This is a genomic window from Achromobacter spanius, assembly GCF_002966795.1.
GTDB lineage: Bacteria > Pseudomonadota > Gammaproteobacteria > Burkholderiales > Burkholderiaceae_B > Achromobacter > Achromobacter spanius_D.
In genome coordinates this window covers 895,370-921,405 of record NZ_CP023270.1, presented here as the reverse complement: position 1 = coordinate 921,405, position 26,036 = coordinate 895,370, and the positions used below count along the sequence as shown (strand labels likewise).

Below are 26,036 nucleotides of genomic sequence, written 5' to 3'. Positions count from 1 at the left end.
CCCTGGCGCAGTCCGCACACCCCCACATGTCGCGCGGGCCGCGCATGAGAAGCCCTCTTCCCTACCGGCGCACCCCGCGCCTTTGGCCCCGCCGACCGAATACCGCCCAGCCCTATGAACGCCTCGCCTTCCAATGCCCCGGCCTATTCCACGCTGAACATCGCCACCCTGTCGCAACAGGCACGCCTGCTGCGCCTGACCACCGGGCTGGACGCCGAGCTGGTCGTCGAGCACATGAGCCTGTCCGAGGGCGTCTCGCGGCTCTTTTCGATGACGCTCGACTGCCTGGCGGCCAGCGCGGAACTGGACGTGGCGGCCTTGCTGGGCAAGGAGATCACCGTCAGCCTGCTGCAGGCCGATGGCGCGATGCGGCACTGGCACGCGGTGGTGGAAGGCGCGGACGCGCTGGGCGCCGATGGCGGCCTGGCCCGTTACCGCCTGCACGCCGCACCGTGGATGGCGGCGCTGGCGCTGCGCCGCGACAGCTTCATCTATCAGGACCTGTCGGTGCAGGACATCGTCAGCGAGGTGTTCTCGGATTATCCCCAGGCCGCGTTCGCCTTCGAACTCACCGACGCCCTGCCGCCCCGTGCGATCTGCACCCAGTACCGCGAATCGGACCTGGCATTCGTGGAGCGCATCCTGGCGCAAGCCGGCCTGTGCTACCGCTTCGAGCACCAGCAGGATGATGGCCAGGCCGCCGGCGGCGGCGCACGCCACCGCGTGGTGATCTTCGACGCGGATGCCGCGCGTCCGGAAGACCCGGCGTCGCCCCTGCGCTTTCATCGCAGCGACGCCACGGAAACCAGCGACAGCATCACGCGCTTCTCCGCCCAGCAATCCGTGCGTCCGGGCAGCGTGGCGCGCGCGGCGTGGAACGAGCGCTCGTTGACCGCGCATGCCGCGCAATTGCAGTCGCAGGTGGTCGTCGAGGCGCTGCCCGTGCTGGAAGACTATGACTACGCGGGCCACGGCCAGTACGCCGACGACGATGCCGCCGAACAGAGCGCGGCGCGTGCGTTGCGCGCGCACGAGTCGCGGCTGGTGCGCTTCGAGGGCGCCGGCACGGCCCGCTCGCTTGCGCCAGGCCGGGTTTTCGCACTCAGCCAGCATGACCGCTACGCGCAGGGCGGCGGCGGACAGGCGATCGACGAGCTTGCCGGCAACCGGTACGTGCTGCTCGACGTGACGCACGAAGCCACCAACAACCTGGGCGGGCAAGCCGCGCAGGTCTTGAACACGCCGGACATGGAGCGCGGCACCTATCGCAACCGGTTCCGCGCGCAGCCTCACGCGGCAGCCCTCATGCCGGCCTGGCGCGCCCGTCCCACCGCGCCCGAGAGCCTGGCCGCCGTGGTGGTCAGCGCCACCGACGCGCCCATCACGTCCGACCGCGACCTGCGCGTGAAGGTGCAGTTTCCCTGGCAACGCGGCGAGAAGCCGTTGACGGGCGGCCTGCCGCACCGCTCCCATGGCGACGCCAGCGGCAACGCGCCCGGCGACGACCGGTCCGGCACCTGGCTGCGCGTGGCCAGCGCACAGGCCGGGCCGAACTGGGGCGCCCATCATCTGCCGCGCGGCGGCACCGAAGTCATCGTCGAATTCATTGACGGCGATATCGATCAGCCCGTCGTGGCGGGCCAGCTGTACAACGACGCGGATCTGCCGCCCTGGTCCGCGGGCGAGAACGGCGACGCCAACCACGCGGGCGTGCTCAGCGGCTGGCATAGCCAGGGGCTGGACGGCGCCGGGCGCAACCAGTGGGTCTTCGACGACACCAAGGGCAAGCTGCGCACGCGCCTGGCCAGTTCCACTGCCGCCACGCAACTAGGCCTGGGCTATCTGGTGGAACAGGGTCTGGACGACGCCAGCCGCGGCCAATGGCGCGGCACGGGCTTCGAGCTGCGCACGGACGCGTGGGCCGTGCTGCGCTCGGGGCAGGGCCTGCTGGTGTCGGCCACGGCGCGGGAACAGGGCAAGTCGACGCAGGCCGATATCAATGAAGCGCTGCTGCTGTTGCGCGGCGCGCAAGACGCCTCGCGCCGGCTCAACGACAGTGCGGGCCAGCATCAGGCGCGGCCCCTGACGGCCGCCGAGGGCTATGACGATCTCATCAAGGCGCTGGATCCCGAGCAGGACGGCCGCTACGCGCGCCAGGTGAATGGCCAGGCGGCAGGCAAGGCGCTCAACGGCCAACGCATGGCCGAGGCCGACATCGAACGCATCGACGGGCCGCACCTGCTGGTCGATGCGCCGAACTCGCTGAACCTTGCCACGCCGGCCAGCGCGGTGCTGCATGCGGGCGAACATCTGCATGCCACCGCGCAGTCCGATGCGCATGTCGCCGCCACGCAGACGTATGCCGCCGTCTCGGCCAAGTCGGCAAGCGTGTTCGCGCAGCAGGGGCCGCTGCGCGCGATCTCGGCGCAGGCGCCCGTCTCCCTGCACGCCCACACCGACATCCTGGAAGCGCTGGCCGGACAGGACATCACCGTGACCTCGTCGGCCGAGGGCATCGAGATCCTCGGCAACCAGCGCGTCACGCTGCAGGCCGCCGGCGGCAGCGTCACGCTCGATGGCGCGGACATCGTGTTCAAGGGACCCGGCCTGTTTTCAGTCAAGGGCGCCACGCACAACTTCGTCGGTCCCGGCAGCGACGCCGCCAGCCTGCCGGCCTTGCCCAGCACGACGGTTGATGACCCGCTTATCGTGAGCGCGGAGCTGGTGCACAAGGACGGCGCGTTCGCCACCGCCGCCAAGAAGGCCGGCGCGAGCCTGATGTCGGGCTTTGGCGGGGCGGCCGGTGCTGCGGGCGCGGGCGGAGGCCTGGGCGGGTTGGGCGACATGGTGCCCGGCGGCTTGAGCGACCTGGGCAAGACCGCTGCGGGCGCCGCCGGCAAACTGTCGCAACTGGCCGGCCAGGCCAATGCGCTGGCTGGCATGGCAAAGAATCCGATGAGCGCGCTGTCGGCCGCCCCCGGGCTGCTGGGCAACGGCAGCCCCGCCGTCGGCGGTCTGCTCAATACGGCAAAGAACACCATGGGTATGGTGTCGCAGGCGCAGGCCATGGTTGCGAACCCGATGTCGGCGCTGCCGGCCGCCAAGGGCTTGCTGGGCACGGTGGCGCCCGGCGCGAGCGGCATAATTGACGGCGCCGCTTCCGCGGCAGGCGCGGTTTCCAAGGCGGCCGAACTCGTCAAAAACCCCATGTCCGCCCTGCCGGCGGCCACGGACATGCTGGCTTCCGTCGCGCCCGAAGGCGCGTCCAGGATGATCAGCAGCGCCGCGGGATTGGCGGGGATCGGAAGCGGCGCGGGTGAAGCGGGTGCCGGCGTGGCGGGTGGCGCGACTGCCCCTGCCGGTGTCGCAGATGGCGCGCAGGCGGGCGCAGGCACGACAGCCGTTGCCAGCGCTGCTGGCGGCCCTGGTGATGCGCTTGGCGCGCCTGCGGCTGCCGGCGGTGCAAGTGCCGCAGGAACCGCGGCGCAAGCATCTCCGGCCTCGCCATCTGAAGCGGCTGGCTCAGCGTCCGCTGCATCTGGCGGTCAGGCAGCGGCCGCTGGCACGCAACAAGGCGCGCAACGAGGCGCGCAAGGCAGCGCAACCGCGCACGCATCGCAACCTGCTGCGGCATCGCCCGCCCCCAACGCGGCCACTTCGGCGGAAAGGGGCACGACGGCAGACGCCGCTGCGTCGCCTGCATCGGCGCCCCTCTCTGCACAGGCTTCCGCAGAAACCTCGACACCTGTCTCTGCTTCGGCAACGGCACCTGCATCGGCGTCCACATCGGCATCGACTTCGACTTCGACACCGACGTCCGCATCAACGGCTGGATCGGTCACATCTGCGCCGAATGCCATGCCGGCAACCGCTGATGCGCCCTCCTCGGCGCCTGCAGCGTCCGCCAATCCAGCGCCAATGCAAGCCGCGACGACGCCAGTCACCGCCTCGGCATCCGGCGCGGCGGCAGGCAGCGCAGCGGCGGGAACGAATGTTTCTGCTCTTTCCGCCACGGGCGCGGCGGCGGGCGTAGCCGCCAGCACCCTGCCGGCTGGCGCCGGCGCGGGACTGGTTGCCGGCACCGCTGGAGTCGGCTCGGTCGCAGGCCTGACCGCTGGCGCGACGGGCGTGAATCCGTCCGTCGAATCCATGAACGCGGGCGCGCAGTTCGCGAGCCGCTCGCTTGACGTCCAAGGCGCGGGCTCTGCGGCAGAACTGCCGCTCGCAGCGGGGGATATGTCGATCGGCGGTGGCATCGCCGACAGCGCGACCGGCACAACTATCGCATCGGGCGCCTTCGCGGGAACGCCAGGAGCACTCGCCGACGCGAGCTTCGCAAACCATGCAGCAGAAGCAAGCAGTGCAGCGCAAACCCTCGAGGGATCGTCTGAAGCCTATGCGGACAAAAGTCTCGCTGACCACGCGGCCGGAGCAAGCGTCGCCACGCAAACCTTCGAGGGTTCGCGGGCAACGATAGCCGGCGCAGGTCTCGCGACCGGCGCGACAGATGCAGGCATTGCTGCGAATACGCTCGCGGGAACGTCAGCGGCGTTCACTGGCTCGGGTCTAGCGAGCGACGCCGTTGGTGCGAGCGCAACGGTAAAGCCCGTTCTGGATGCAGCGGGTGCAACGGCTGGCGCGACTGCGGCCGCGGGCCTTGCCGCCAGCATGATTGGCGGCACGACCCAAGCCTCGCGCGCACCTGAGCCGGGCGCAAGTGGCGAGCATCCTGCCCCGGGAGCGCCTGGTTTGGAAACAGCCGCTCCGTCCGCCGCCGCTGGCATCGCGTCCCAACCCTCCCTGCTGGCGGGCCTTTCCAACGCCGCTTCGCCAGGTACAGGCCAGTCCAACGCATCGATCGCGTCCACAGGCATGCTGGCGGCATTGGCCGGCGCGATGGCGGCACAGGCGTCGTCGCGCGCCGGGAGCGATCGCGACAGCCGCCGCGCCGATGAAGCGCGTGGCGCCAACGAAGCCGGCGGTGTCGATGAACGGCGCGGCGCCCACGAGGTCCGCAGTACCGGAGAACTGCGCAGCGCAGATCAAGCCCACGGCACCAATGCGCCGCGCAGCGCCGCGACCGGCTTCGCTGCCCCATTGGAGAACCCCGATCAACGCGGAACGACGAGGCACGGCGATGCAACGCAGGGCGATGCAACGCCCGCCGCGCACGATCAGCATCCCGAACCGAACAATGCCGCGCTGTCCGCGCTGGCCCTGCTTGCCGCGGGCAGCTCCGAACAATCCATCGCGGCCTCCACGTCGTCCCCCGCCGGACAGGCAGCGAACGGCTCCGCCAATTCCGCGCGCCCCTCCCTCGACGCCAAGACCGGCAACGCGCAATCCGGATCGCACCGCGACGACACGGAAACCACGGCCGCGCTGCCTAATGCCGCTCTGCTCGCATCGTTGGCCGCGGGCGCGGCCAGCTTGCTTGGCACGACGGCGTCGGCAGCCAGCCATGCCGGCCCGCTGGCCTCCGCATCCACGACGGAAGGCGGCCTGCCCGGCGCTTCGGATCTTCCCGCGATAACCTCGCCCTCCGGCGGCGCCGCGTCCGGAGTATCCGCCGGCGATGCCATGGCCGGGGACTATTCGGCGGCCACGGCAGCGACGGCACAAGGCGACGCCGCTGCCGCGATGTCGTCGACGGGCGCATTGGCGCAGCACGCGCCTTCGGCCTCCGCATCCGACGCCGTCATGAGCGAAGCGGCGATGCTGCCGGCAACCGATGGCGCATCCATCGCCGCGCCGTCCTTGCCGCAAGGCTCGTTGAAAACGCCCGGTTTCGTGCCGGACGCCGGAGCGGCAGGACTGCCGCAAGGCGCAGGATTGCCGCAAGGCGCCGGGCTACCGCAAAGCGCGGGACTGCCGCAAGGCGCAGGACTGCCGCAAAGCGCAGAACTGCCGCCAGGCGCAGGACTGCCGCAAGGAGCCGGACTACCGCAAGGAACCGGACTGCCCAATGTGCAGCCGGCGGCCGGGGCAGGCATCGCGGGGACGAGCGCCGCCGTCGACGCGGCCTCCGGCGGTAGCGCGGCGGCAGGGACGTCACCGGCCGTAGGCGCCGTCTCTGGCGCCACGGCAGCGCCGGGCGCTGAAGTGTCACCGGCAGTCGGGTCTCCCTCTGCAAGCGTGATGGGTGCGCCAAGCGCGGACGGCACGATGACAGGCTCTGGTGCTCGCGCCGATGCAGCCGTTGGCGCGCCCCCTGGCGCCAGCGCCAACGCCAATATTGAGCCGGGCGCTGCGGGGTCGAGCACGGTTGCAGGTCCGGGCGCGGTGACAGGAGCCAACACGGGAACCACCGCACCCACGCCTGCCGCGACACATGCCGACACTGGAGCAACCGCAGAGGTTGGCGCGGGTGCGGGTGCGGGCACAGGTGCAGGCGCCGTCGCATCCCCCGCATCCGCCCCCGGCGCCACGCCCCCCTTCGCTCCCCCCTCCGCCACGCCAACCGCGTCGCCCCCCACCACTGCCTCCGGCGCCACGGCCCCGCCCACCGCCGTCACCCCGGCCGGCAGCCCTGACGCTGTCCTCGGCAGCACGACGGCGCAGGCGGCCGGCATGTCCGACAGCACGCCCGCCACGAGCGCCACCGATCTGTCCGCCGCAGGCGGCGCAGGCGCGGTGGCGAGTGCGGGCGCGGCAACGGGCGCTGCCGCTGGCGCAACAGCCGCTGCGGGAGGTGGCGGTTCAGGCGCAGCGGGCTTTGGCGCGCTGGCGGCGGGTGGCGGCCTTGCCGCCGTTGCACAGCAGGCCAGCGCCGCATCCTCCGCAATGTCCGGCGCGTCCACGCTCCTGTCAGGCGGCGTCAGCGCCAACGTCGGCGCCGCCATCGTGCCGGTCATGACGCAGGCGCTGAACGCGGCTGGCGACCGCGCCGCCGCGCTGGGGTCCGCCGTCGACACGCTGTTCTCGCTGCCCGACGTCAATCAGACCAACATCCCCGCCGTGGCGGGCGCGATCCTCAGCATGCCGGGGTTGTCGTCCTCGTCGGTGCCCGGCGTGATCGGCGCGATCCTGCAGTCGCCCACGCTGGCCACCGAAACGCTGCCCAAGGTGGCCGAGGTGCTGATGAAGATTCCGGGCGTGGCGGATTCGCCGCTGCCCCAGATTGCCCGCGATGTGCTGGACACGATCGGCCTGGGCCCGGTCGCACGCACGCAAGGCACCAACCTGCCTGGCGGCATGCCCCCAACGGGCGACGCCGGCCGCGTGGTGCCCAGCGCATCCACCTACCGCGGCCGCCAGGACGGCGCGCGCCTGCAATACGTGAACCTGGAGCGCGCCGACGAACGCTGGAACGACGGCAACGCGTTGACCACCACAGAGCGGCAGACCCGTCGCCCGCGCATCCACGTGGAATTCAATCGCCCGGGCGCGCACCGCTTCACCATCACCGTCAAGCCCGATACCGGCAACATCGCGTACTCCAGCCGCGAACGCGGCCGCCGCGCCAGCTACCAGGAACCGCACACCAACCCGCGCAGCTACGTCACGGACGCCGACGGCACCCGCATCGTCGATGACATCGACCTGCCCGCCGCCGGCCGCAACGTCTATCTGTTCGAAGTGCGTGACGAACGCGGCCAGCTCATCAAGACCGAACGCGTCGAGACCGCGCGCCGCCTGTACGTCCAGGAAGTCATGTGCATGAGCGCCCGTCCCGCGAACCATCTGGCCGACGTGACGCCTGTCACCGCGGAGTTCGCGCTGCACGGCATCGACATGATCCAGCTGCCGCGCCTGCAATTCCGTGGCCGCTCGGCGGTGGATGCGGCGGACAACGTCGACGCGCAGCAGGCCATCATGGACGCCGTGCGCCGCGTGTACGTCACTTCTCCGGGCAAGCAGCGCGAGCCCTACACGCTGGTGGTCTGCCACGTGGACCGGCTGGCCGCACCCGGCACCAGCGGCGACATGCGCCTGCCCGTGCCGGCCGGCCCGGGCGGCCGCGTGATGACGGTGCCCATCGTCAACGACGACCGCACGCTGGCCAGCCTCTGGTACGAGTTCGACGACAGCGACGACTGGCTCGTCCACGCCCGCTACATCTATACGGACGCATCGGGCGCGGAACGGTCGATTCCCATCCCGCGCCACCTGATGACGCCCATGCGCGAAAGCTCCGGCGCCGTCTTCTCCGTGAAAGTCGACCTGACCCAGATTTCGTCCACGCCCCTGAACGGCGTGCTCAACATCCAGTTCAACACGGTCGCCGCCAGCTACGCGGGCCTGGCCATCACCGGCACGAACCTCTTGTTCGTGTCCACGCTGGATCCCTACGTCCCCAACTCGCAGGCGTACCTGACGGAAACGCTGGCCCACGAAATGGGCCACCTGCTCGGCATGGTGCCCAGCGGCCCCGATTGGCCCGGCCTGCGCGACGAAGACCCCTCGGCCGACGATTCCAAGCTGGATCCGCCGCAGCACTTCTACTACAACATGGGAGGACACTGCTACTTTGGCCTGCCCAACCGGAATGGCCAGTACAGCAGTGAGATCGGGCAATGCGTGATGTACGGCATCACCTGCGCCAACATCCACTTCTGCCCCAGTTGCAGCAAGGCCGTGCGCAAGGTGGACTGCTCCGAAGGCTGGACCTCATTCTGACGACGCGCCCCTGATCACCTTCGCCCTCTGACACGACATCGACATGCCCATCATGACAACCGACTGGATCGAGCCCGCCTCCTTTGCCTCGGTGCCCGCGCACTCGCAGCAGGAACACGCCTGCATGCCGCCGCTGCAAGGCTACGACGCGCAGATGCGCATCGCCGCGCCCTCGCGCGTGAAGATCCGCGACGGCAACACCCTGACGATTCCCATCTGCGCGCGCGGCATCCTGCCCGTCATCGACAACCCGCAACTGCCGCGCTTCGTGGCGAAGGATACGCGCACCGGCAAGGTCTACCGCGGTGTCGCGTTCAACTACGTGCGTCCCAAGTTGCCCAACGTGTCCGCCGACCCCAGGGAAGGCGGCCCTCGCCCCCCGAAGATGGCCCTGCCCCCGGGCATGACGGTGGAAACGCGCTTCACCACCGACATGGCCGGCGTGCTGCACCTGCCGCCCACACCGGCCACGTACGAGGTCTACATCGAGGCCGAGGACGTGAGATCGAACACGGTGACCATCGAGGTCGAAGACGGCCAGAAGTAAAAGCCGGCCGGATAGAAGCACCCGCCAGACAAACGAAGACGGCCCTGCTCTGCAGGGCCGTCTGTCCATCACCACCACGCCGCCGTTCAGGGCCGCGCGGGTGTCATCTGCTGGATGTTCTGCTCGTTGCGAGCGGCCATCGCCTCCACCCTTTCAGCGTTTTGCATATCCTTGGCGCGCTGATCCATCTCGGCCTTCGCATCGGTCTTGCCGAACACGTCCTTGTCGCGCACACGGAAATACATCCGGGTGCTGGCGAGCAGATGGTCCGGCCAACTGCTCAGCATCGCGTCATGCACCAGCCAGTCGAACAGGGTCATCACCTTGGACGGCAACTGCGTCTTCCCGTCGCGCGCGTCGCGCCAGGCGGTCAGCAGGCGCTGCTGCATCGCGCGATCGGCCTTCATATCGGCAAAGGGGTCCGGCAGCGACTGAACATAATCGGCGTCACCCGGCTTTCTGCCAAGCCGCATGTTTTCCATGGCGATCGCATCCTGCTCCCACCGTTCCATGGTGCGAAGCTGTTCGGGATGGTTGCGCTCCATGTCCAGGCGCCGCTGCTCCGTCGCCGCATCCTGGCGCTCGGCTTCTTCCAGGCCCTTGTACTCTGCTTCCAGACGCTCCCACAACGGCAGGAAGCGCTGCGGCGGCGCTTCGCCCCGGCTGGCATCGGCGCGCTCACGGCGCTCGTTTGCAAGCGCTTCGAGTTCGCGCGCGCGCGCCGTCGTCTCGGGCTTGGCAAGCTCCTCCCGCGAAAGCATGCTCAAACGCCTGCGCTCTTCCGCAAGCTCCTGTTCCGGGGTGAAGAAGTCCCGGTCCTGGATCCACGCCTCCGCGGGGTCCGACATCCCGGCGCGAAACACGGGGTCCTGATACCGCACGGCCAGCCAGCGCAGGAAAACTTCCATGTGCGGCGCGAAATCGCAGCCGGGTTCGTATTTGACGATCTCCCGGTAGGCGTCGACCAGTTCCTGGACGTGATAGGTCTGGCCTTCGTCTTCGATCGAGCCGGCCAGGCTCAGCATCCGGTAAAGCACCGGGTCCCGGGACGCCAGGCTTTCCATGCTGTACAACGCAGCGCCATGGGCGAGCGCCAGGTTCATCATCTCGCGCAATGGAACCCTGGATAGCGACGCACGAGTGCCCAGCGAGCCCTCCGGGGCCACGCCGGTCACATCCCCGCTCGAGCCCGGATAGAGGTACTGCAGGCCACGCGTCTTTTCCAGGGAATCCAGCCGCTGATTGCGGCGCAGTTCATGCGCCGCGGCGAAATGCACGGCTTTCTCCACGGCTGCGGGTACGGTCAGCGTGCGGTCCTTGTGCGTCTGTTTGATCAGGTCCGTGAAGGGAATGACCTCAAGGAACCAGTTTTCTTCCATGATGGAAGCGACGCTGTCGAACAGCCCCAGGAATCGGATAACGATTTTCGCGTCCGGCGCACCGTCCTTTCCCAGGATGGCCAGGTCCGTGTCGTGGCGGCGCTTGTACTTTTTGACGATATCGTTGATGAATTGCTTAGCGATCACCCCGCCGCGATCCGCGCCAAACACGCTGATCTCGATACGCACGACTTTTTCCGTGCCAGCGTTTGCCTTCTGATAGGCTTCCTCGAACTGACGCCTGGCCGCGTCCAGGCGCGTGTCAACGCCCGTTCCCATCAATTCGGCGACGGCGGCATTGTCCCGAACGACCGGCACGCCTTCCAGCAACGTGGCTTTGGCAGCGTTCTTTCCGGCAGTCCAGGCAACCTTCAATGGGTTTTTCTTGAAGTCCGACCAGAAGCCGCGAACAGTGGCCTTTGTGCGATTGCGGATTCGCTCTGGGTCCAGGGCATTCCAGATTCTTACCGTCTTCTCGGGAAGCGACTGGACGTCTTTGACGACGTCCTTGTACGCCTTCACCATGGGGTGGAAGGACCCATCCTTGATGGATTGCTTGACAGCCGACTTTGCGCGCCCTGCGGCATCCACATCTGGCACTTCATCAAGACGCGTAATGTTCTTTGCCGCGTCCTGCGCACTGGAGATCGCCTTGTCGGCCACTTTCCCGCCTGCAATCGTCAGCGCGCGAACAACGACGTCGGCCTTTGCGCTCTCGTTCAGCTCGACGCCAAGGCCGGAATAGTAGAACGGAAACCAGTGCTGCTTGTTTGGCCTGTTTTCGTCGTCTTCGCTGAAGTGGGCCATCCACAGCCTGCTCACATTCGACAGGAACGTCGGATTCGCCTCATCGAGATCCTTGTTCCGCCCGAAGCCATCGAAGAAGAATCCCATACGCAACGTGATACCGCACTCGGTGCAGGAATCCTTGGGATAGGCAGCCTCATTGGCCGCCATGGCCTTCAGGACTGAAGCGGGCGTTCTGTCGACGTCAGGAATCTGATCACTGGACATTCTTCTCTCCAGGAGGCGTACCGGACGCCTTGATCTGTGCAATCTTTTCGCCCGGCAGGGAAAACACGGCACGGCCGAAGTCACCCGGCTTGCGATTTGAATCTTTCAAGAGTTTGGCGATCTCGGCATGCTTGTCGAAATCCGAGGCCACGACGAAGTAGAGATACATGTAGCCGCGCATGTCCTCGGGGTCTTCGATGCGATACCGCATCCAGGCCTGCCTGGTGACCTTTGCAAGAACATGCTTCAACTGGGTCGCGTTTTCGTATCCGGCCAACTCGGCGCCGTACTTCCCGTACAGCCATCGCGTGGTTTCCACGATTGGAATTCTGACTTGTCCTGTCAGATTGCGACTCAGCGCGAGCTCCATATGCTCGTCAGGATAAATATGCAATTCCAGATAAAGCGTGCCATCGCCGTCGGGCGCCTTGGTGGCGGGAAAATGCACCTGTGTTTCCTTCTTGAACATCAATTCGTCGAACTTGTCGTCCAACAGATGTTTGCGAAGCAACTCAGGGTCTCCTCCGCTCCACTTCACCGTAAAGTCGGTCCCTTTGAATGTGTAGCAGCAGGAAACCCGTCCCTCGCCGCCACCCGGCACCAACGTACTTGAACTGACCACGTTGCCCGACTTGTCACTGAGCCGAACCGGCTCCAGATTCCAGGGCGTGTAGTTGTACGCGATGAAGCTCACGCCCTGGTACGTGGGTTCGCCATTGCACCCCGCCAACAGGCCCAGCCACAGCAGTACCCCAATCAGACCCTTACGCATTCATTGCTCCCGAGTTGTCCCGCCATACCCACTTTTGACACGCTTATCTCCACGTGGTGCACCCGCCGCCTTCAACTGCGCAATCCTCTCTGCCGGCAACGACATCACCGCGTCGCCAAATGCGCCAGGCGTTCGGGCCGCGTCCTTCAAGAGGGCCGCTATTTGCGCGTCCTGGTCGAAGTTCGAGGCCACGATGAAATGGAGATACATGTACGCGCGCAAGTCCTGCCCGTCTTCAAGCCGATAAGACATCCACGCCTGTTTTGTGACCCTGGCAACTTCGTTGGCCAGATAACCTGCGCTCTCGTACCCCACAAGCTCGTCACGGTATTTCCCATACAACCAGCGAGCGGTATCGACGATTGGAATTCTGACTTGCCCGCGCAACTTTCGGCTCAAGGCAAGTTCCATGTGCTCATCCGGATAGATGTGCAACTCCAGAATCAGCGTTCCATCCCCCTCGGGCACTTTCGTCGCGGGGAAGTGCACCGTCGTTTCCTTCTTGAAGAGCACATCGTCGAACTTGTCATCAAACAAGTGCTTGCGGAGCAGGTCGGGATCGCCTCCGCGCCATTTCACGTTGAATTCCGTACCGGAAAACGTATAGCAGCAAGACACGCTTCCCTCGCCGCCGCCCGATGGAAGCGTGCTGGAACTTGCCACGCGACCCGATGCATCGCTGATGCGAACGGGCTCCAGGTTCCATGGTGTGTAGTTATACGTAATGAAGCTCACCCCTTGATAGGTGGGCTCGGCGTTGCTGCCGGTCAACAGGCCAAGCCACAGCAGCACGCCGACCAGTGCTTTACGCATTGCCGCCATCCCGGCCCGCCCGGTGCTGCGCCTGCACCGCATCCCACACCGCATCCGGCACGCCTTCCAGCGCTTTCGCCAGCCCGCCCTCGGCGCCCGCCCGATACGCACGCAACCCGTCGGCGATCGCCGGATGCTCATCGAAGCGCGGCGAGATCGCAACGCCCCAGGCAACGTAGTCGAACATGTCCTTATCCCCCGCAACGCCGTGCGCGCGGGCACGTTCCAATTGCGCCTGCACCCGTGGCACCAGCGCGTCCTGATCGGGGTTGCCGGGCAGCATGTCTGAATACAGCCGGCGCAACTGCACCGCCAGCTTGTCGGGGTAGTCCAGGTCGAACAGCATCTGGTGCTGTTCGGGCGTGAATGGTTCGATACCTTCCGGCCGCGCGGCGGGCAGCCTGCCCGCGCCCGGCAATTCAGCCAGCGTGCCGTCGCGCAGCGCATAGCGCAGCGTGACGAACGGCCCGGCGAAGCGCGCCCGCTGCTCGGGCGTCCAGACCTGCAACACGCGCGCCAGGATGCGGCTGTCATACCAATGCAGGAAGAACTCGCTGGCGTCCGGCAAGGCGTAGTCGCAGAACGGGCCGAAGTGTGCGATCAGCTTCTCCAGCGGCACGGCCGACGCGAAGCTCATCATCGCGTAGCGGCCGCCTGAACGCTCATGCAGCGCTTCCAGCACGCGCACCAGCACGGTGCTGAAATCCCCATGGCGCGGCCCGCGCAGCACGCCTTGCGAGGCGCCGTCCACTTCGATCAATAGCGGCGCCACGTCGCCGTAGATGTCCAATCCGGTCTGCGCCCACACCGACCCGAAGCTCAGGTCTTCGGTGGCCGTCAACCGCGCCAGCAGGTCCGGATGGCCGCGGAAGTCGACGATTACGTAAGCGCGCGCGGCCTCGCCATACGGACCGCGGTGATGGGGCAATTCGGCGAACGTGGACAGCAGCGCGTCCTGCCAGGAATATTGCATCGCCGTCATGCCTTGTCGGTGATGGACTGCACGCTTTCCTGAGCGTCAAGAATGCAGGTCTTGCAGACGGTGAACTGCGGGAACGGATACGGCATCTGCGTCGGCCCGGCGAACTGCTTGTTGCCGGTCTTGACGTCGATGCGCCCCGGCGCCGTCACGGTGATGTTGCCGCCTTCGATCACGATGCTCGCGCCCGCCGCGTTGGCGATGCGGATGCGCTGCGGCGACGCGTACTCGATGCCCGCGTTGGCGCTGACCATGCGCAGGTCCTGTTGCGCCTGCACGGTCAGCGTGTCGTGCTGCGAAATGACATCGACCTCGCCGGTGCCGGCGATGAGATCCAGGCCAGACTCCGCGCCGCCCGTCTGCACGCCGGCCACGATGCCCAGCGCCTGGCCGGTGTGCACGCGCAGCGAGCCGATGACGGCGAGGTTGTGGTCCTGTCCCGACGACCAATGCACGAGTTCGCCGGCCGCCACCTGAACATTGCGCCCCGCCGCCTGCGTCAACCCCGCGCGTCCCGCCATCAACACCAGCGGATCGGTCAGGTGCGGCACCTTGCCGTCGACGACTTCGGTGTGCTTGGCCGACGCGTCGCCGGCGGCCCCGCCCACCGCCTCGCCCGCCACGGTGCCCGACACCGCGTGCGTCATGGCGGCCAGCGGCGCGCGCTCGCCATCCAACCGGCTCGTGCCCGCCGAGGCCGTACCGCGCGCCGAGGCCAGCCGAACGCCCTGATGGGCGCCGATCACGCCGTCGAACGACTGCGCCATGATGTCGGCCTGCCCGGCCAGCGCCAACGGTCCCGCCGAATCGCCCGCGGGCTCGCTGCCCGCGGCGGTATAGGTGGTCAGCAGCACGCCGCTCCCGCCCCGCACGGCGCCATACGCATCGGTGCGCAGTTCCGCGCCCACGCCGCGCACGTTGCCGCGATAGTTGCCGCTCTGGTGGATCAGATGACCAAGGTTCAATTCGCTGGCCGCTTGCGAAGACTTGATCTGCATGCGCAACTGGCCATCGCTGTCATCGAACACGATCTGGTTGTACCCGTCGCCGCCGAATTCCTTGCTCTTGAGGCCGCTCAACGCGGCCGCGTTGCGGTGCTGGTCGTCGCCGCCTGCCGCGCCATGCCAGGCCGGCGCGTTGCCGCTGGCCAGGTTTGCCTGCGCGCTGGGCTTGCCATCGATGGCCGCCGCGTACACCTCGGTGTTGATCGGCTCGCCCGCCTTGCCGCCGGGCGTGGACGGAATCCCGCCCTCGCCGCGACCGTTGTAAAGCGCGCCCACGACGAGAGGCTGATCGATGTCTTCGTCCAGGAATCTAACCAGCACTTCCTGCCCGATGCGCGGCACGAAGCTCATGCCCATGCCCGCGCCGGCCTGGCGCTGCGCCACGCGCGCCCATCGGCTTTTCGCCAGGCCCTCGCCGTCGGATTGCCAGTGGAAGCGCACACGCACGTCGCCACGTGCGTTGCGGTGAATCTCGTCTTCACCGCTGGCCTCGGTCGCGCCTTCGGCATTGGTGACGATGGCGGTGTGGACGCCAACGGCGGACGGTGCGCCCGCCAACCTGGCGCCGCGTGCCGCAGCGGGCAAGGCGCGCCACGGGCGGTCGCAGCGCACGGCGCAGAACCGGTTGGCGTAGCCGACCTCGTGTGCGCGCGCCATCACGGCCGCCTCGGGGCGTCCTTCACCGATATCGGCATCGCCCTGCGATGCGTGGCCGTCGTCCTCGGCCTCGTCTTCAAAGCACAGAAAGTCGTCCAGGGCGCCCAGCCGATCGGCCAGGCTGGCGTCGTTCTGTCCGGGCAGGTTGTTCACGCCCGCGTGCTCCACGCGATCCAGCGCGAAGTTCGGCTCAAACCCGGCCTCGCCAGAAGGCCCCAGCGGCGACATCTCCTGCAGCGTGAAGCGCGTGCCCGAGCGGAAGGTGCGCACCGTGCCGCGGCCGACAAAGGTCTCGGCGCTGGCCTGCGCGGCCTGCATCAGCAGATTCGCCTGAAACTGCGCATGCGCCTGATTCAGAAGCCCGCCGTGTCCCAGCGGCTCAAACCATTCCAGCCCCGCGCTCTCGTCCGCGGAACCGCCAGCGGGGCCGGCCAAGGCCTGCCCGGTGATGGCGTGCTTGCCGCTTTCATGCCATGCCAGCACCGTCACTTTCTCCACGGTCCGGCGCATGCGGCGCGCAATGGCCTGCACACCGTCGCGCGATTCGCTTGCATGCGCGCGCTGGAAACGTACGCCCGCGCCGGCGGATTCCGTGTCTTCGGCCAGGCTGCGGCTGTCGGCGAAGATCAGCACGGCGTGGCGCGACGGCGCGCTGTCGTCTTCGACCGTGGTCCACCCCAGCCCGGCTTCCGCGAGCAGGCGCGACAGAAAGGCGTAATCGGTTTCGCGGTACTGCGTGGTGTAGGTCCGCGCCGGCAGGCCGGCCAGTTGGTCCTCCACATCCGAGGCCACCTTGTAGGTATAGCCTTCATAGCTGTCCAGCACATGGCGCACGATGTCCAGCACCGGCTGGTTCTCATAGATGCGGCTGTCGCGGCGCTGCGTGGCGAGCCACAGCCAGGGCGCGAGCGTCAGGCGGTAGCGCGCCATGCCCGCATTGCCGCCCAGCATCTCAGCCGCACGCACCACGCCGCTGCGGCCGGCCTCGGTGCCATCGGCGCGCGTGCTCCACAGCGTGGCGGGCCGCGACACCATGTCGTTCAGATCCAGCGAGGCATCTTCGGCCAGCGCCACCACGCGCATTTCGCTCAGCGAGGACAGGCCTTCGCGCGCGACCCAGCCTTCGACCTGCAGGGACGACATCGCGCCCTCGCCATCAAGCCGGAAAAGACGGGACTCGGCGCTGAAACTGCCGTTGCTAGCGTTGACAGCCATGGAAGAAAAACCTCATGGGAACGTGGGCGACACCGGCATCGTCGAGCCGGGAAGAATTCAAGGTTCGATATTGGCCTGCGGGGTCGGGCATTCCGGTGCGGTGCCCCATTGGCCCGCGCACACGCGCAGGCGGCATTGCTCGCCCGCGATGAAGCTCAAGCGGCGGCATTCCTTCAGCCGCTCCGACAACGGCGAACCCGGCATCTCGCGGATGAACACACCATCCGATTTGTAGACCCGCGTGCCGGGCGGCGATGCTGGCGGCAATCCGTAGTCCATCAGCGCCGACAACAGCGCGGCATCCTTATCGCCGGTCTTGGCGCTTTTGCGCGGCGCAGCGGGCGCGGACTTCACGGTGCGCGGCGCGGCGGCGCCCGACGCACCGGCGCCCGACGCAGCGGCGCCCGACGCATCGGCGCCCGACGCATCGTCCCGTTGCGCGAGCCGCTCCGCGGCCTGTCGCGTAGGGCCCGGCGCCGGTGCGGCTGCGAGCGAAGATGTAGTTGCGGGACTCGATGACGGCGTCATCGCCAGCACGGACAAGGGATTGGCCGGCTCGCCTAGTGGTTCGGGCTCGCCGCGGCCCACGTCCGCGTCGCGCGCAGGCGGCGCTTCGTCAATGATCGTGGCGACATCAGGTGTTTTTTCTAATGCGCCGAGCGGGTTGCCGCCCGAGGCGGGCGTCGGCGACGCAGCGGCTTGCTGCAGCGGGGTCGCAGGCGCGGGCACCGGCGCGGACACCGGCGCGGGCGCCTGCGCCATCATCGACGCAGCGTCGTCTTCATGTATTACCCAGACGATGCCGCCCGCCAATAACAACAGCACCAGGGCCAGCGCAGTCCAGCGCCGCGCGCGCGAGCTGCGCGGCGTTGCCATGTGTTTGACCTCGGCTTCCGGCGCGCGTCCTTCCAATGCGGCCAGGATTCGCGGCGAGTCGGCCTCGCCACGCGCAGCAGTCGAGGCCATCAGCAGACTCGGCGCGGTCGTCGTAGGGCGAGCTTGTTCTTTCTCTTCTGCCATGCGGGTTCCCGTGTCAGCAGGAGGCGTGTGCAGCCCCCCTGTAACCAAGCCCGCCGAGAATACCTGATCGACCCCTTTCAGACACCGTTTCTTGTTACGATTTCTAAGCCTCAGACGCGGTTTGCAACGCCGGATCACTTGCCTCATGCGCGGATAAAACAAAAGATTACGCCTTCACATGAGGGACCTGCCTTGTTGTTGCTTCTGCCCCTGTATTTCTTACTGGCGGTGGGCGTCTCCGCTCTCCTGTTTTTTCCTGCACTGCGCCAAGGCGCGGTGCGGGGGATGCGCGCCTGCGTAGCGGGCGTGGCACGGGGCGCGACGCGTGGCGCGAACCAGGCCGGCGGCGCCGTGGGCGGCACGGCCGGCGCGATCCGAAAGGGGTTCGGCGCCTCGTTCGAGTGGGTCGGAAGGTATCGGTGGCAGGTCGCAATCGGGCTGACAGTTGTATTGCTTCCGTCACTGTTTGCTTTCTTGATGCGACACAATCACACATTCGTTTACAGCGCCTCAACCAGCGGTCCGGACCGCCGAATCCAGGCATTGCTGGAGGGCGAAAGACTGGTTCCGCCCGCCGCCCTGCCCCCCGAAGCGTTCACCACGCGCGAGGTCGAACAGGTGCGTCCGAAACTGGGCGGCGCAAGCCGGAACTGGGATCTGCTGGATGCCGACTTCCGCCAGCGGCTGTTGCTGGCCTATCGCATCATGCGCGAACAGCACGGCTATGAAATGACGCTGATCGAGGGCTACCGCAGCCCCGAGCGGCAGGACGAACTGGCAGGCATGGGGTCGCACGTGACGAACGCCGGCGCCTTCCAGAGCTATCACCAGTTTGGTCTGGCCGCGGACAGCGCGTTCTATCGCGACGGCAAGATCGTGATCTCCGAAAAGGACCCCTGGGCCATGCGCGGCTATGAGCTGTTCGGCGAGACGGCCGAGCTCGTCGGCCTGACCTGGGGCGGACGCTGGAAGATGATGGACTTCGGCCACGTGGAGCTGCGCCGCCCAGGCGTCATGCAACGCGCTCGGGAGGCCGCGAAACAATGATTCGCGTGCTGAAGAAAGGCGGGCTTGTTCTGGCCCTGTTCGCCGTGGTGTGGCTGGCCGTCATCATCTGGTGGCAGGAGTCGCGCACGCTGCCCACCGGCGTGGACATCGGCTTGTACCTGTTCGCGTTGCCGCTGGCCATCCTGGCCGCGATCTGGATCGGCGCGCGCATGGTGCGGGCCGCCCGTGCGCCCAAAGCGGCGCCCGCCCAGGCGCAGACGGAAACGCAATCTGACGCGCCGGCCCGGCCCGCCGCGCTGCGGCTGATCGCGGTTGCCGCGCGCGCCGCGCCGGGCGAGGGTGTCGCGGCGATCGCCGAAGCGCTGGCCGAGCAGAAGCGGCCCGAGCTGGATGCGGAACTGAAGTCACCCCAGGGCTTTCCGATTTTCGCCGCACGTGTCGCCGGCATGGACGACATGGCGCTGTATGCCGCCGCGCGGGACCGGGGCGCGCCCGCTGACGCCTTGGCCATCGCCACGCTGCGGGTGACGGCCATGCTGGCCGATGTCGCACAGGCGCTGACCCATGAAGCGCACGCGCGCGCCACCGAGCTGGACGTGCCTGCACGCGAAGCGGACTGGCCCCGCCTGCATGTCGACGTGGTAATGCCCGCGGCATGGTCCGAAGCGGCGCGCCACCGCGCGCTCGCGGCAGTGCGGTCGGCTGCGGCAGCTTGGCCCGATGCCCGCATCCACGCCACCGAACATCCCGCGCGCGACGGCATGGCCGCCGACCACCTGCTGCGCCAGATCGCCGCCGAGCCCGTTGACACCAACGCCGAACCGCAATGGCGCATCGTGCTGGCCGGAGATGGTTATATCGACGCCGAGCAGGTCGCCCATTGGGACGGCCTGGCCACGCTGCTGACGCACGCCAATCCGCAGGGCCGTGTCCCGGGCGAAGCCGCCGCCGGCCTGCTGCTGGCGCCGCGCGATGCGCAGGCCGAATTTCACGTCACGCTGTCGCCGATGCTGCAACGGCAGAAATCAGCCGACGCGCGCGGCGCCCAGGCCGAAGCGCCGCTGGTGGACCTGGCGCGCGACCTGCTGCAAGCCGCCGCCGTGGAGCCCGGCGCCGTCAGCCACATCGTCAGCGATGGCGATCACCGCGGCGCCCGCCCGCTTGAGCCGCTGAACGTGGCATCGCAGGTGTTTGCCCACCTGGATGCCGGCAAGGACTGCCAGGCCGTCGGCATGGCCTGCGGCCACACGGGCGCGGCGGCCTCGCTGCTGACGCTGGCCGTTGCCTGTGAAACCTGCCTGCAGTTCGACCAGCCCGTGCTGACCCTTACCCTGCAAGACCCCGCATTGCGCGCCGCCGCGCTGGTGGCCCGACCGGCCGCCGGCGCCACCGCCTGACCCAAAACAACAAGCGAAAACCATGCGTAGCCCATCAGGATTGCTTTCTCGATTTTCCAGCGCCATGAGCGACTTCCGCTATTGGAGCGGACGCGTATTCGCCAATCCGCGCACGTTCATGGTCATCGGCCTGATCGCGCTGATTGTGTTCCTGTTCCTGTTCGCCGATACGATGCAGATCGCCATGACCTGGGCCGGCGCGGCGCTGGGCGTACTGCTGCTTCTGTGGCTGTGCGTCTATCTCTGGCGCCGTCGCCGCACGCGGCGGGCCAACCAGCAGTTGGGCGACATGCTGGAACAGCAGGTGCAGACGGGCGCGGCGGCCAGCCCCGCCGCCAACCGCAGCGAAATCGAGGCGCTGCGAACCCGCCTGACGCAGGCAGTCCGCACCATCAAGACCTCCAAGATCGGCCAGACCTCCGGCAACGAGGCGCTGTACGAGTTGCCCTGGTACATCGTCATCGGCAACCCCGCGGCGGGCAAGAGCAGCGCCGTCATCAATTCGGGTCTGCAGTTCCCGTTTGCCGACAAGAACGGCGCCGCCGTGCGCGGCGTGGGTGGCACCCGCAATTGCGACTGGTTCTTCACCACTGAAGGCATCCTGCTGGACACCGCCGGCCGCTACTCGGTGCACGAAGAAGACCGCAACGAGTGGATGAGCTTTCTGGACCTGCTCAAGCGGCATCGCCCCAAGGCGCCGATCAACGGCATCATCGTGGCGGCCAGCATCAGCGAGCTGACGGACTCGGGCCCGGAATTCGCCATCAACCTGGCCAAGAATCTGCGCCAGCGCGTGCAGGAACTGACGGACCGGCTGGAAGTGTTTGCGCCGGTCTACGTGATCTTCACGAAGGCCGACCTGATCGCGGGCTTTTCCGAATTCTTCGCCGATGCCGATGCGCGCGAGCGCGACCGCGTCTGGGGCGCAACGCTGCCGTACGGCGCCGACGAAAGCCGCGATGTGCTGACCCAGTTCGATGAGCGCTTCGACGAGCTGTACGAAGGCCTGAAGGAAATGGGCACCGCCCAGATCTCGCTGCGGCGCAGCGGCGACCTGCCCCCGGGGCTGTTGACCTTCCCGCTGGAATTCGCAGGCATCAAGCCGGCGCTGCGCACCTTCCTGTCCACGCTGTTCGAGACGAACCCGTTCCAGTACAAGCCGGTATTCCGCGGCTTCTACTTCACCAGCGCCTTGCAGGAAGGCGCCTCGCGCAGCACGTCCACCGACAAGCTCGCGGCGCGCTTCGGCCTGCGGCCGGCCTCGCGCGAAGCGGCGCGCAGCGTGACGTCGCACAACGGATTCTTCCTGCGCGACCTGTTCTCCAACGTCATCTTTGCCGACAAGAAACTGGTCCGCCAGCACGCAAGCCCCAACAAGGTGCGCATGCGCTACCTGACCTTCTTCGGTCTGGTGCTGGCGCTGGGATTGGTGCTGGGCGGCTGGAGCTGGTCGTATCTGGGCAACCGGCAACTGGCCAGCAACGTGCAGGCGGATCTGGACAAGGTGGTGCGCCTGCAAAGCGAGCGCACCGATCTGCAAAGCCGCCTGGAAGCGATGGAGATCCTGCAGGATCGCATCGAGCAGCTGGACCGCTACGCAACGAGCCGACCGCTGTCGCTGGGGCTGGGTCTGTACCAGGGCGACGTGCTCAAGCAGCGCCTGCTGGCCGAGTACTACAACGGCCTGCGCCAGTTCATGCTGGTGCCGGTGAAGGCCAGCCTGGAAGAGTATCTGGGCCGCGTGGACGTGTCGCAGGCGGCCGCGGATGGCGCGGCGCGTACGGCGCCGCCGCCCCAGGCTCAGCCGGTGGGCGCCAATGCCGGCAACACGCTGTTCCAGGACGCCTCGCCCACCAACGTCGACGACGCTTACAACGCGCTCAAGACGTACCTGATGATGGCGAACCGCGAACACGTGGATCCCACGCATCTGTCCGATCAGATCACCCGGTTCTGGCGCGGTTGGCTGGAGACCAACCGGGGCGCCATGCCGCGCGACCAGTTGATCCGCAGCGCCGAGCGCCTGATCTCGTTCTATGTGGCGCGCGCCGCCGATGCGGACTGGCCGCAGATCGAAACCAATCTGGCCATGGTGGAACGCACGCGCGGCAACCTGCGCAGCGTGATGCAGGGAATGCCGGCGCGCGAACGGGCCTACGCCACGCTGAAGGCGCGCGCCGCCACGCGCTTCCCCGCGATGACCGTCGCCCGCATCATGGGCGAGGCAGATGCCGCGGTCGTGGCCGGCAGCTATGCCGTGCCCGGCACGTTCACGCGCGAGGCCTGGGAGCAATACATCGAGCCGGCCATCGGCGAAGCCGCGCGCCGCGAGGTGCAGACCAGCGACTGGGTGCTGGGCGTGAACGCGCGCGACGATCTCACGCTGGAAGGCAGCCCCGAGCAGATCCAGAAGAGCCTGGCCACGATGTACAAGACCGAGTACGCCCAGGAATGGCAGAAGATGCTGCGCGGGGTCACCATCAAGCCCTTCACCAGTTTCGATCAGGCGGTGCAAGGCATGAACCGCCTGGGCGATCCGCAGAACTCGCCGCTGGTCAAGCTCATCAACACCACGTATGAACAGACCTCGTGGGACAACCCGTCGCTGATCAACACCGGCATCACGCAGGCGCAGACGGGCGTGGTCGCCTGGTTCAAGCGCGTGATCCTGCGCCAGGGCCAGCCCAAGCCGACCGAGGCGGCGCCCGGCGGCGAACAGATCCCGATGGGTCCGGTGGGCCGCGAGTTCTCCGACGTGGCGCGCCTGGTGGTCCAACGCGACAACCAGTCGCTGCTGGGCAATTACATGAACGCCCTGTCCAAGATCCGGACGCGGTTCAACCTGATCAACAACCAGGGCGATCCCGGCCCGGGCGCCCTGCTGCTGATGCGCCAGACGCTGGAAGGCAAGGACTCCGAACTGGCGGACGCGCTCAAGCTGGTGGACGAGCAGATGCTCGCCGGCCTGACGCCGGCACAGCGCGAGACGCTGCGCCCGCTGCTGGTGCGCCCGCTGATCCAGGGCTACGCCGTCGCCATGCAACCCGCGCAGACCGAGCTGAACAAGGTCTGGAACGCGCAGGTCTATCAGGGCTTCTCGCAGAACCTGGCCGAGAAGTATCCGTTCTCGACCAAGGCCGGCATCGAGGCCAGCAGCGAAGAGATCGCGCAGGTCTTCGGCCCGCAGGGCAGCATCGCCAAGTACGTCAACGAAACGCTGGGACCGCTCACGGTGCGGCGCGGCGACATCCTCACGGCCCGCACGTGGGGCGACATGGGCATCGACCTGCAGCCGTCGTTCACCGCGAACTTCGCGCAATGGGTGGCGCCGCTGTCGGGCGGCGCGGCCGGATCGGGCGCGGCCAGCCAGCCGCAGACGCTGTTCCAGATCCAGCCCAAGCCCGCAGGTGGGGTCACCGAGTACACGATCGAGATCGACGGCCAGCAACTGCGCTACCGCAACACGCCGCCGCAATGGGTCAACTTCGTGTGGCCCAATGCCCAGGGCGCGCCCGGCGCGCGCATCACGGCCACCGCCTTCGACGGCACCGTGGTCGAGATCGTGAACGAGCCCGGCCGCTTCGGCCTGGAACGCCTGATCTCGGGCGCCCAGCGTAAGCCCAATCAGGACGGCAGCTTCGAGATGAGCTGGTCCAAGTCCAACATCACCGTGCCGGTCCGGCTGCGCATCATCAGCAATACCCAGGCGGCCAGCGCTGGCGGCGCCGAGCCCGGCAGCCAGGGCCTGCGCAACCTGCGCCTGCCCGCCACGGTCGCGGGCGCTTCCCCTCAACCTTCCGTCGCCTCGACGGCTGCCGGAGTGCAGCAATGAGCAATCCGCAGTCCCCCATTTTCCGCACGGCCTACTTCGGCAAGATTCCCTCGCGTGGCGACTTCGTCAAGAACACCTCGCACCCGCAGCTGATGGCGACGCTGGACGCCTGGGTCGCCAACACCATGGAGATCCTGGCGCAGGATCCGCATTGGAAGACGCTGTACGACGAGGCGCAGCCGGTGCCCTTCGCGGTGCTGGGTTCGCGTGGCAAGCTGGCTATCGCGGGTCATCTGCAGCCCAGCCGCGATCAGTCAGGGCGGCGCTTCCCGTTCATCAGCGCAACCTCTGTGGAAGTGTCGCGCCCGCTGGACTTCATTGCGCGCAGCCCGCTGGCGTTCAGCCGGATGTGGAACCGCATGGGGGCTGCCGCCTCGCAGCTCATGCAGGAAGGCGACCCCGCCGCCGCGCTGCAGACACTGAACGGCCTGGAAGGCGAGATTCGCACTGCGGCCGACGACGGCTTCGACGCCTTCATCGACCTGCAGACGCTCGAGCGCGTCGAGGCGATGCTGCGCAGCAACGGCCACGCCGCCAGCATGCACGACATCGTGCTGGCGCTGGGCATCCTGCTGACGCCGGTCATGTCCAGCGGCTCGTCGCAGCTGGACACCGGTCTGGCGCTGCCGCTGCCCGACGACCCGCTCTACATCAACCTGGTGGCGACGTACTGGATGACGCTGATCGCGCCCTTCCTGAACCGCGCCGACTTCGAGATCGCCATGTTCATCGGCCATATCGCGGGCAAGCATCGGCTGGTGGTGGGCTTTCGCGGCGCGTCGCCGCAGACGCTGGCGACCCTGCTGTCGACGCCGCAGACGCTGTCGCAGCACTACATCATGCTGGACGCCGCCCCCTGGGTGCGCGACCACGTCAGCGCCAGCCACGGTCTGGCCAAGCTGTCGAGCTATCTGGATCAACAGCGGCTGTCCCTGCGCCAGGCGCTGGAGACCTACCGCGAAGTCTTCATCGGAGCCTAGGACATGCGCACACTCACTCTGGTCCTGGCCGCGGCCTGCTCCTGGGCGGCGCATGCCCAGGACGCGGCGACGGTCGTTCCCGCCAATGTCATTCCCCAACCCGGTCAGGTGGTCGCCAGCGGCGCGGTGCCCGACGAGGCCACCAAGGCCGACGTGCTGCAGCGGCTGCAAAAGGTATATGGCGTGGGCAACGTGATCGATCGCATCGACGTGGGCGGCGTGGTCGCCCCGCCGAACTGGTCGCAACACGTCGGCAAGCTGCTGGACAGTCCGCTCAAGCAGATCAACCGTGGACAGCTGGAGATCGACGGCACGCAGATCCGGCTGCGCGGCGAGGTGGACAATGAAGCCTCGCGCCAGCAGATCGCCAGCACCTTCGCGACCTCGCTCAATCCCACCTACAAGATCGTCAACGGCCTGCGCGTGTCGGCCGACAAGGACGAGCAGGACGTGCTGGACAACCTGCTGAGCAATCGCGTGGTGGAGTTCGAAACGGGAAGCACGCGCCTGACCGCACGTGGCCGCGAATTGCTGGACCGGGTAGCAGATGCGGTGCCGAAACTGCGCGCCGACAAGATCCAGATCATCGGCCACACCGACAGTTCAGGCAGCCGCAGCACCAACCTGGCGCTCAGCCAGGCGCGCGCGGACGCGGTGCGGGACTATCTGGTCGATAAGGGATTGCCGACCTCGCGCTTTGAGGCCATGGGCGCCGGCCCCGACCAGCCGGTGGCCACCAACGCCACGCCGGAAGGCCGCGCCAAGAACCGGCGTATCGAATTCCGCGCGGCGCGCTAGGG

13 protein-coding genes are annotated in these 26,036 nt (G+C 67.6%); 7 read left to right on the top strand and 6 right to left on the bottom strand.

The window, feature by feature from the left end; translation table 11 throughout:
• Positions 1-114 precede the first annotated feature (114 nt).
• The gene (tssI, locus tag CLM73_RS04100; protein WP_105237416.1) at positions 115-8,619 is read left to right on the top strand and encodes a type VI secretion system tip protein TssI/VgrG; all 8,505 of its coding nucleotides are present in this window, start codon (positions 115-117) and stop codon (positions 8,617-8,619) included.
• Positions 8,620-8,662: 43 nt separating this feature from the next.
• The gene (locus CLM73_RS04095; protein ID WP_105237415.1) at positions 8,663-9,166 is read left to right on the top strand and encodes a hypothetical protein; all 504 of its coding nucleotides are present in this window, start codon (positions 8,663-8,665) and stop codon (positions 9,164-9,166) included.
• 86 nt (positions 9,167-9,252) lie between these two features.
• On the opposite strand, the gene CLM73_RS04090 is transcribed toward CLM73_RS04095, so the two are convergent.
• Genes CLM73_RS04090 through CLM73_RS04065 form a run of 6 tightly spaced genes read right to left on the bottom strand, consistent with a single transcriptional unit; the run spans position 9,253 to position 17,965 of the window.
• A complete protein-coding gene (locus CLM73_RS04090) occupies positions 9,253-11,559 on the bottom strand; it encodes a phospholipase effector Tle1 domain-containing protein (protein WP_105237414.1) in 2,307 nt (768 codons plus the stop codon).
• Positions 11,549-12,331, bottom strand: coding sequence for a DUF3304 domain-containing protein (locus CLM73_RS04085; protein ID WP_105237413.1), 783 nt, complete (start codon positions 12,329-12,331; stop codon positions 11,549-11,551). Before CLM73_RS04085 ends, CLM73_RS04090 begins: the two co-directional genes overlap by 11 nt.
• Positions 12,332-13,144 carry a DUF3304 domain-containing protein gene (locus CLM73_RS04080; protein WP_105241376.1) on the bottom strand — a complete coding sequence of 271 codons (813 nt, stop codon included), beginning with the start codon at positions 13,142-13,144 and terminating at the stop codon, positions 12,332-12,334.
• On the bottom strand, positions 13,137-14,126 hold the full coding sequence (locus CLM73_RS04075) for a DUF4123 domain-containing protein (RefSeq protein ID WP_234015805.1): 990 nt from the start codon (positions 14,124-14,126) through the stop codon (positions 13,137-13,139). Before CLM73_RS04075 ends, CLM73_RS04080 begins: the two co-directional genes overlap by 8 nt.
• Entirely contained in the window at positions 14,123-16,999 is a 2,877-nt protein-coding gene (locus tag CLM73_RS04070; RefSeq protein ID WP_105237412.1) for a type VI secretion system Vgr family protein, read from the bottom strand. The genes CLM73_RS04075 and CLM73_RS04070 overlap by 4 nt, the downstream gene beginning before the upstream one ends.
• 57 nt (positions 17,000-17,056) lie before the next feature.
• Positions 17,057-17,965: a hypothetical protein gene (locus tag CLM73_RS04065; RefSeq protein ID WP_105237411.1), complete on the bottom strand. Its 909-nt coding sequence runs from the start codon at positions 17,963-17,965 to the stop codon at positions 17,057-17,059.
• A gap of 246 nt (positions 17,966-18,211) precedes the next feature.
• On the opposite strand from CLM73_RS04065, the gene CLM73_RS04060 reads away from it, so the two are divergent.
• From CLM73_RS04060 to CLM73_RS04040, 5 genes are all read left to right on the top strand, one after another.
• Entirely contained in the window at positions 18,212-19,066 is an 855-nt protein-coding gene (locus tag CLM73_RS04060) for a M15 family metallopeptidase (protein WP_105237410.1), read from the top strand.
• Positions 19,063-20,424, top strand: coding sequence for a hypothetical protein (locus CLM73_RS04055; protein ID WP_105237409.1), 1,362 nt, complete (start codon positions 19,063-19,065; stop codon positions 20,422-20,424). The genes CLM73_RS04060 and CLM73_RS04055 overlap by 4 nt, the downstream gene beginning before the upstream one ends.
• A 64-nt stretch (positions 20,425-20,488) precedes the next feature.
• Entirely contained in the window at positions 20,489-24,256 is a 3,768-nt protein-coding gene (gene tssM / locus CLM73_RS04050) for a type VI secretion system membrane subunit TssM (RefSeq protein ID WP_105237408.1), read from the top strand.
• Positions 24,253-25,236 carry a type VI secretion system-associated protein TagF gene (gene tagF, locus CLM73_RS04045; RefSeq protein WP_105237407.1) on the top strand — a complete coding sequence of 328 codons (984 nt, stop codon included), beginning with the start codon at positions 24,253-24,255 and terminating at the stop codon, positions 25,234-25,236. The genes tssM and tagF overlap by 4 nt, the downstream gene beginning before the upstream one ends.
• 3 nt (positions 25,237-25,239) lie before the next feature.
• Entirely contained in the window at positions 25,240-26,034 is a 795-nt protein-coding gene (locus CLM73_RS04040) for an OmpA family protein (RefSeq protein ID WP_105237406.1), read from the top strand.
• Positions 26,035-26,036 lie beyond the last annotated feature (2 nt).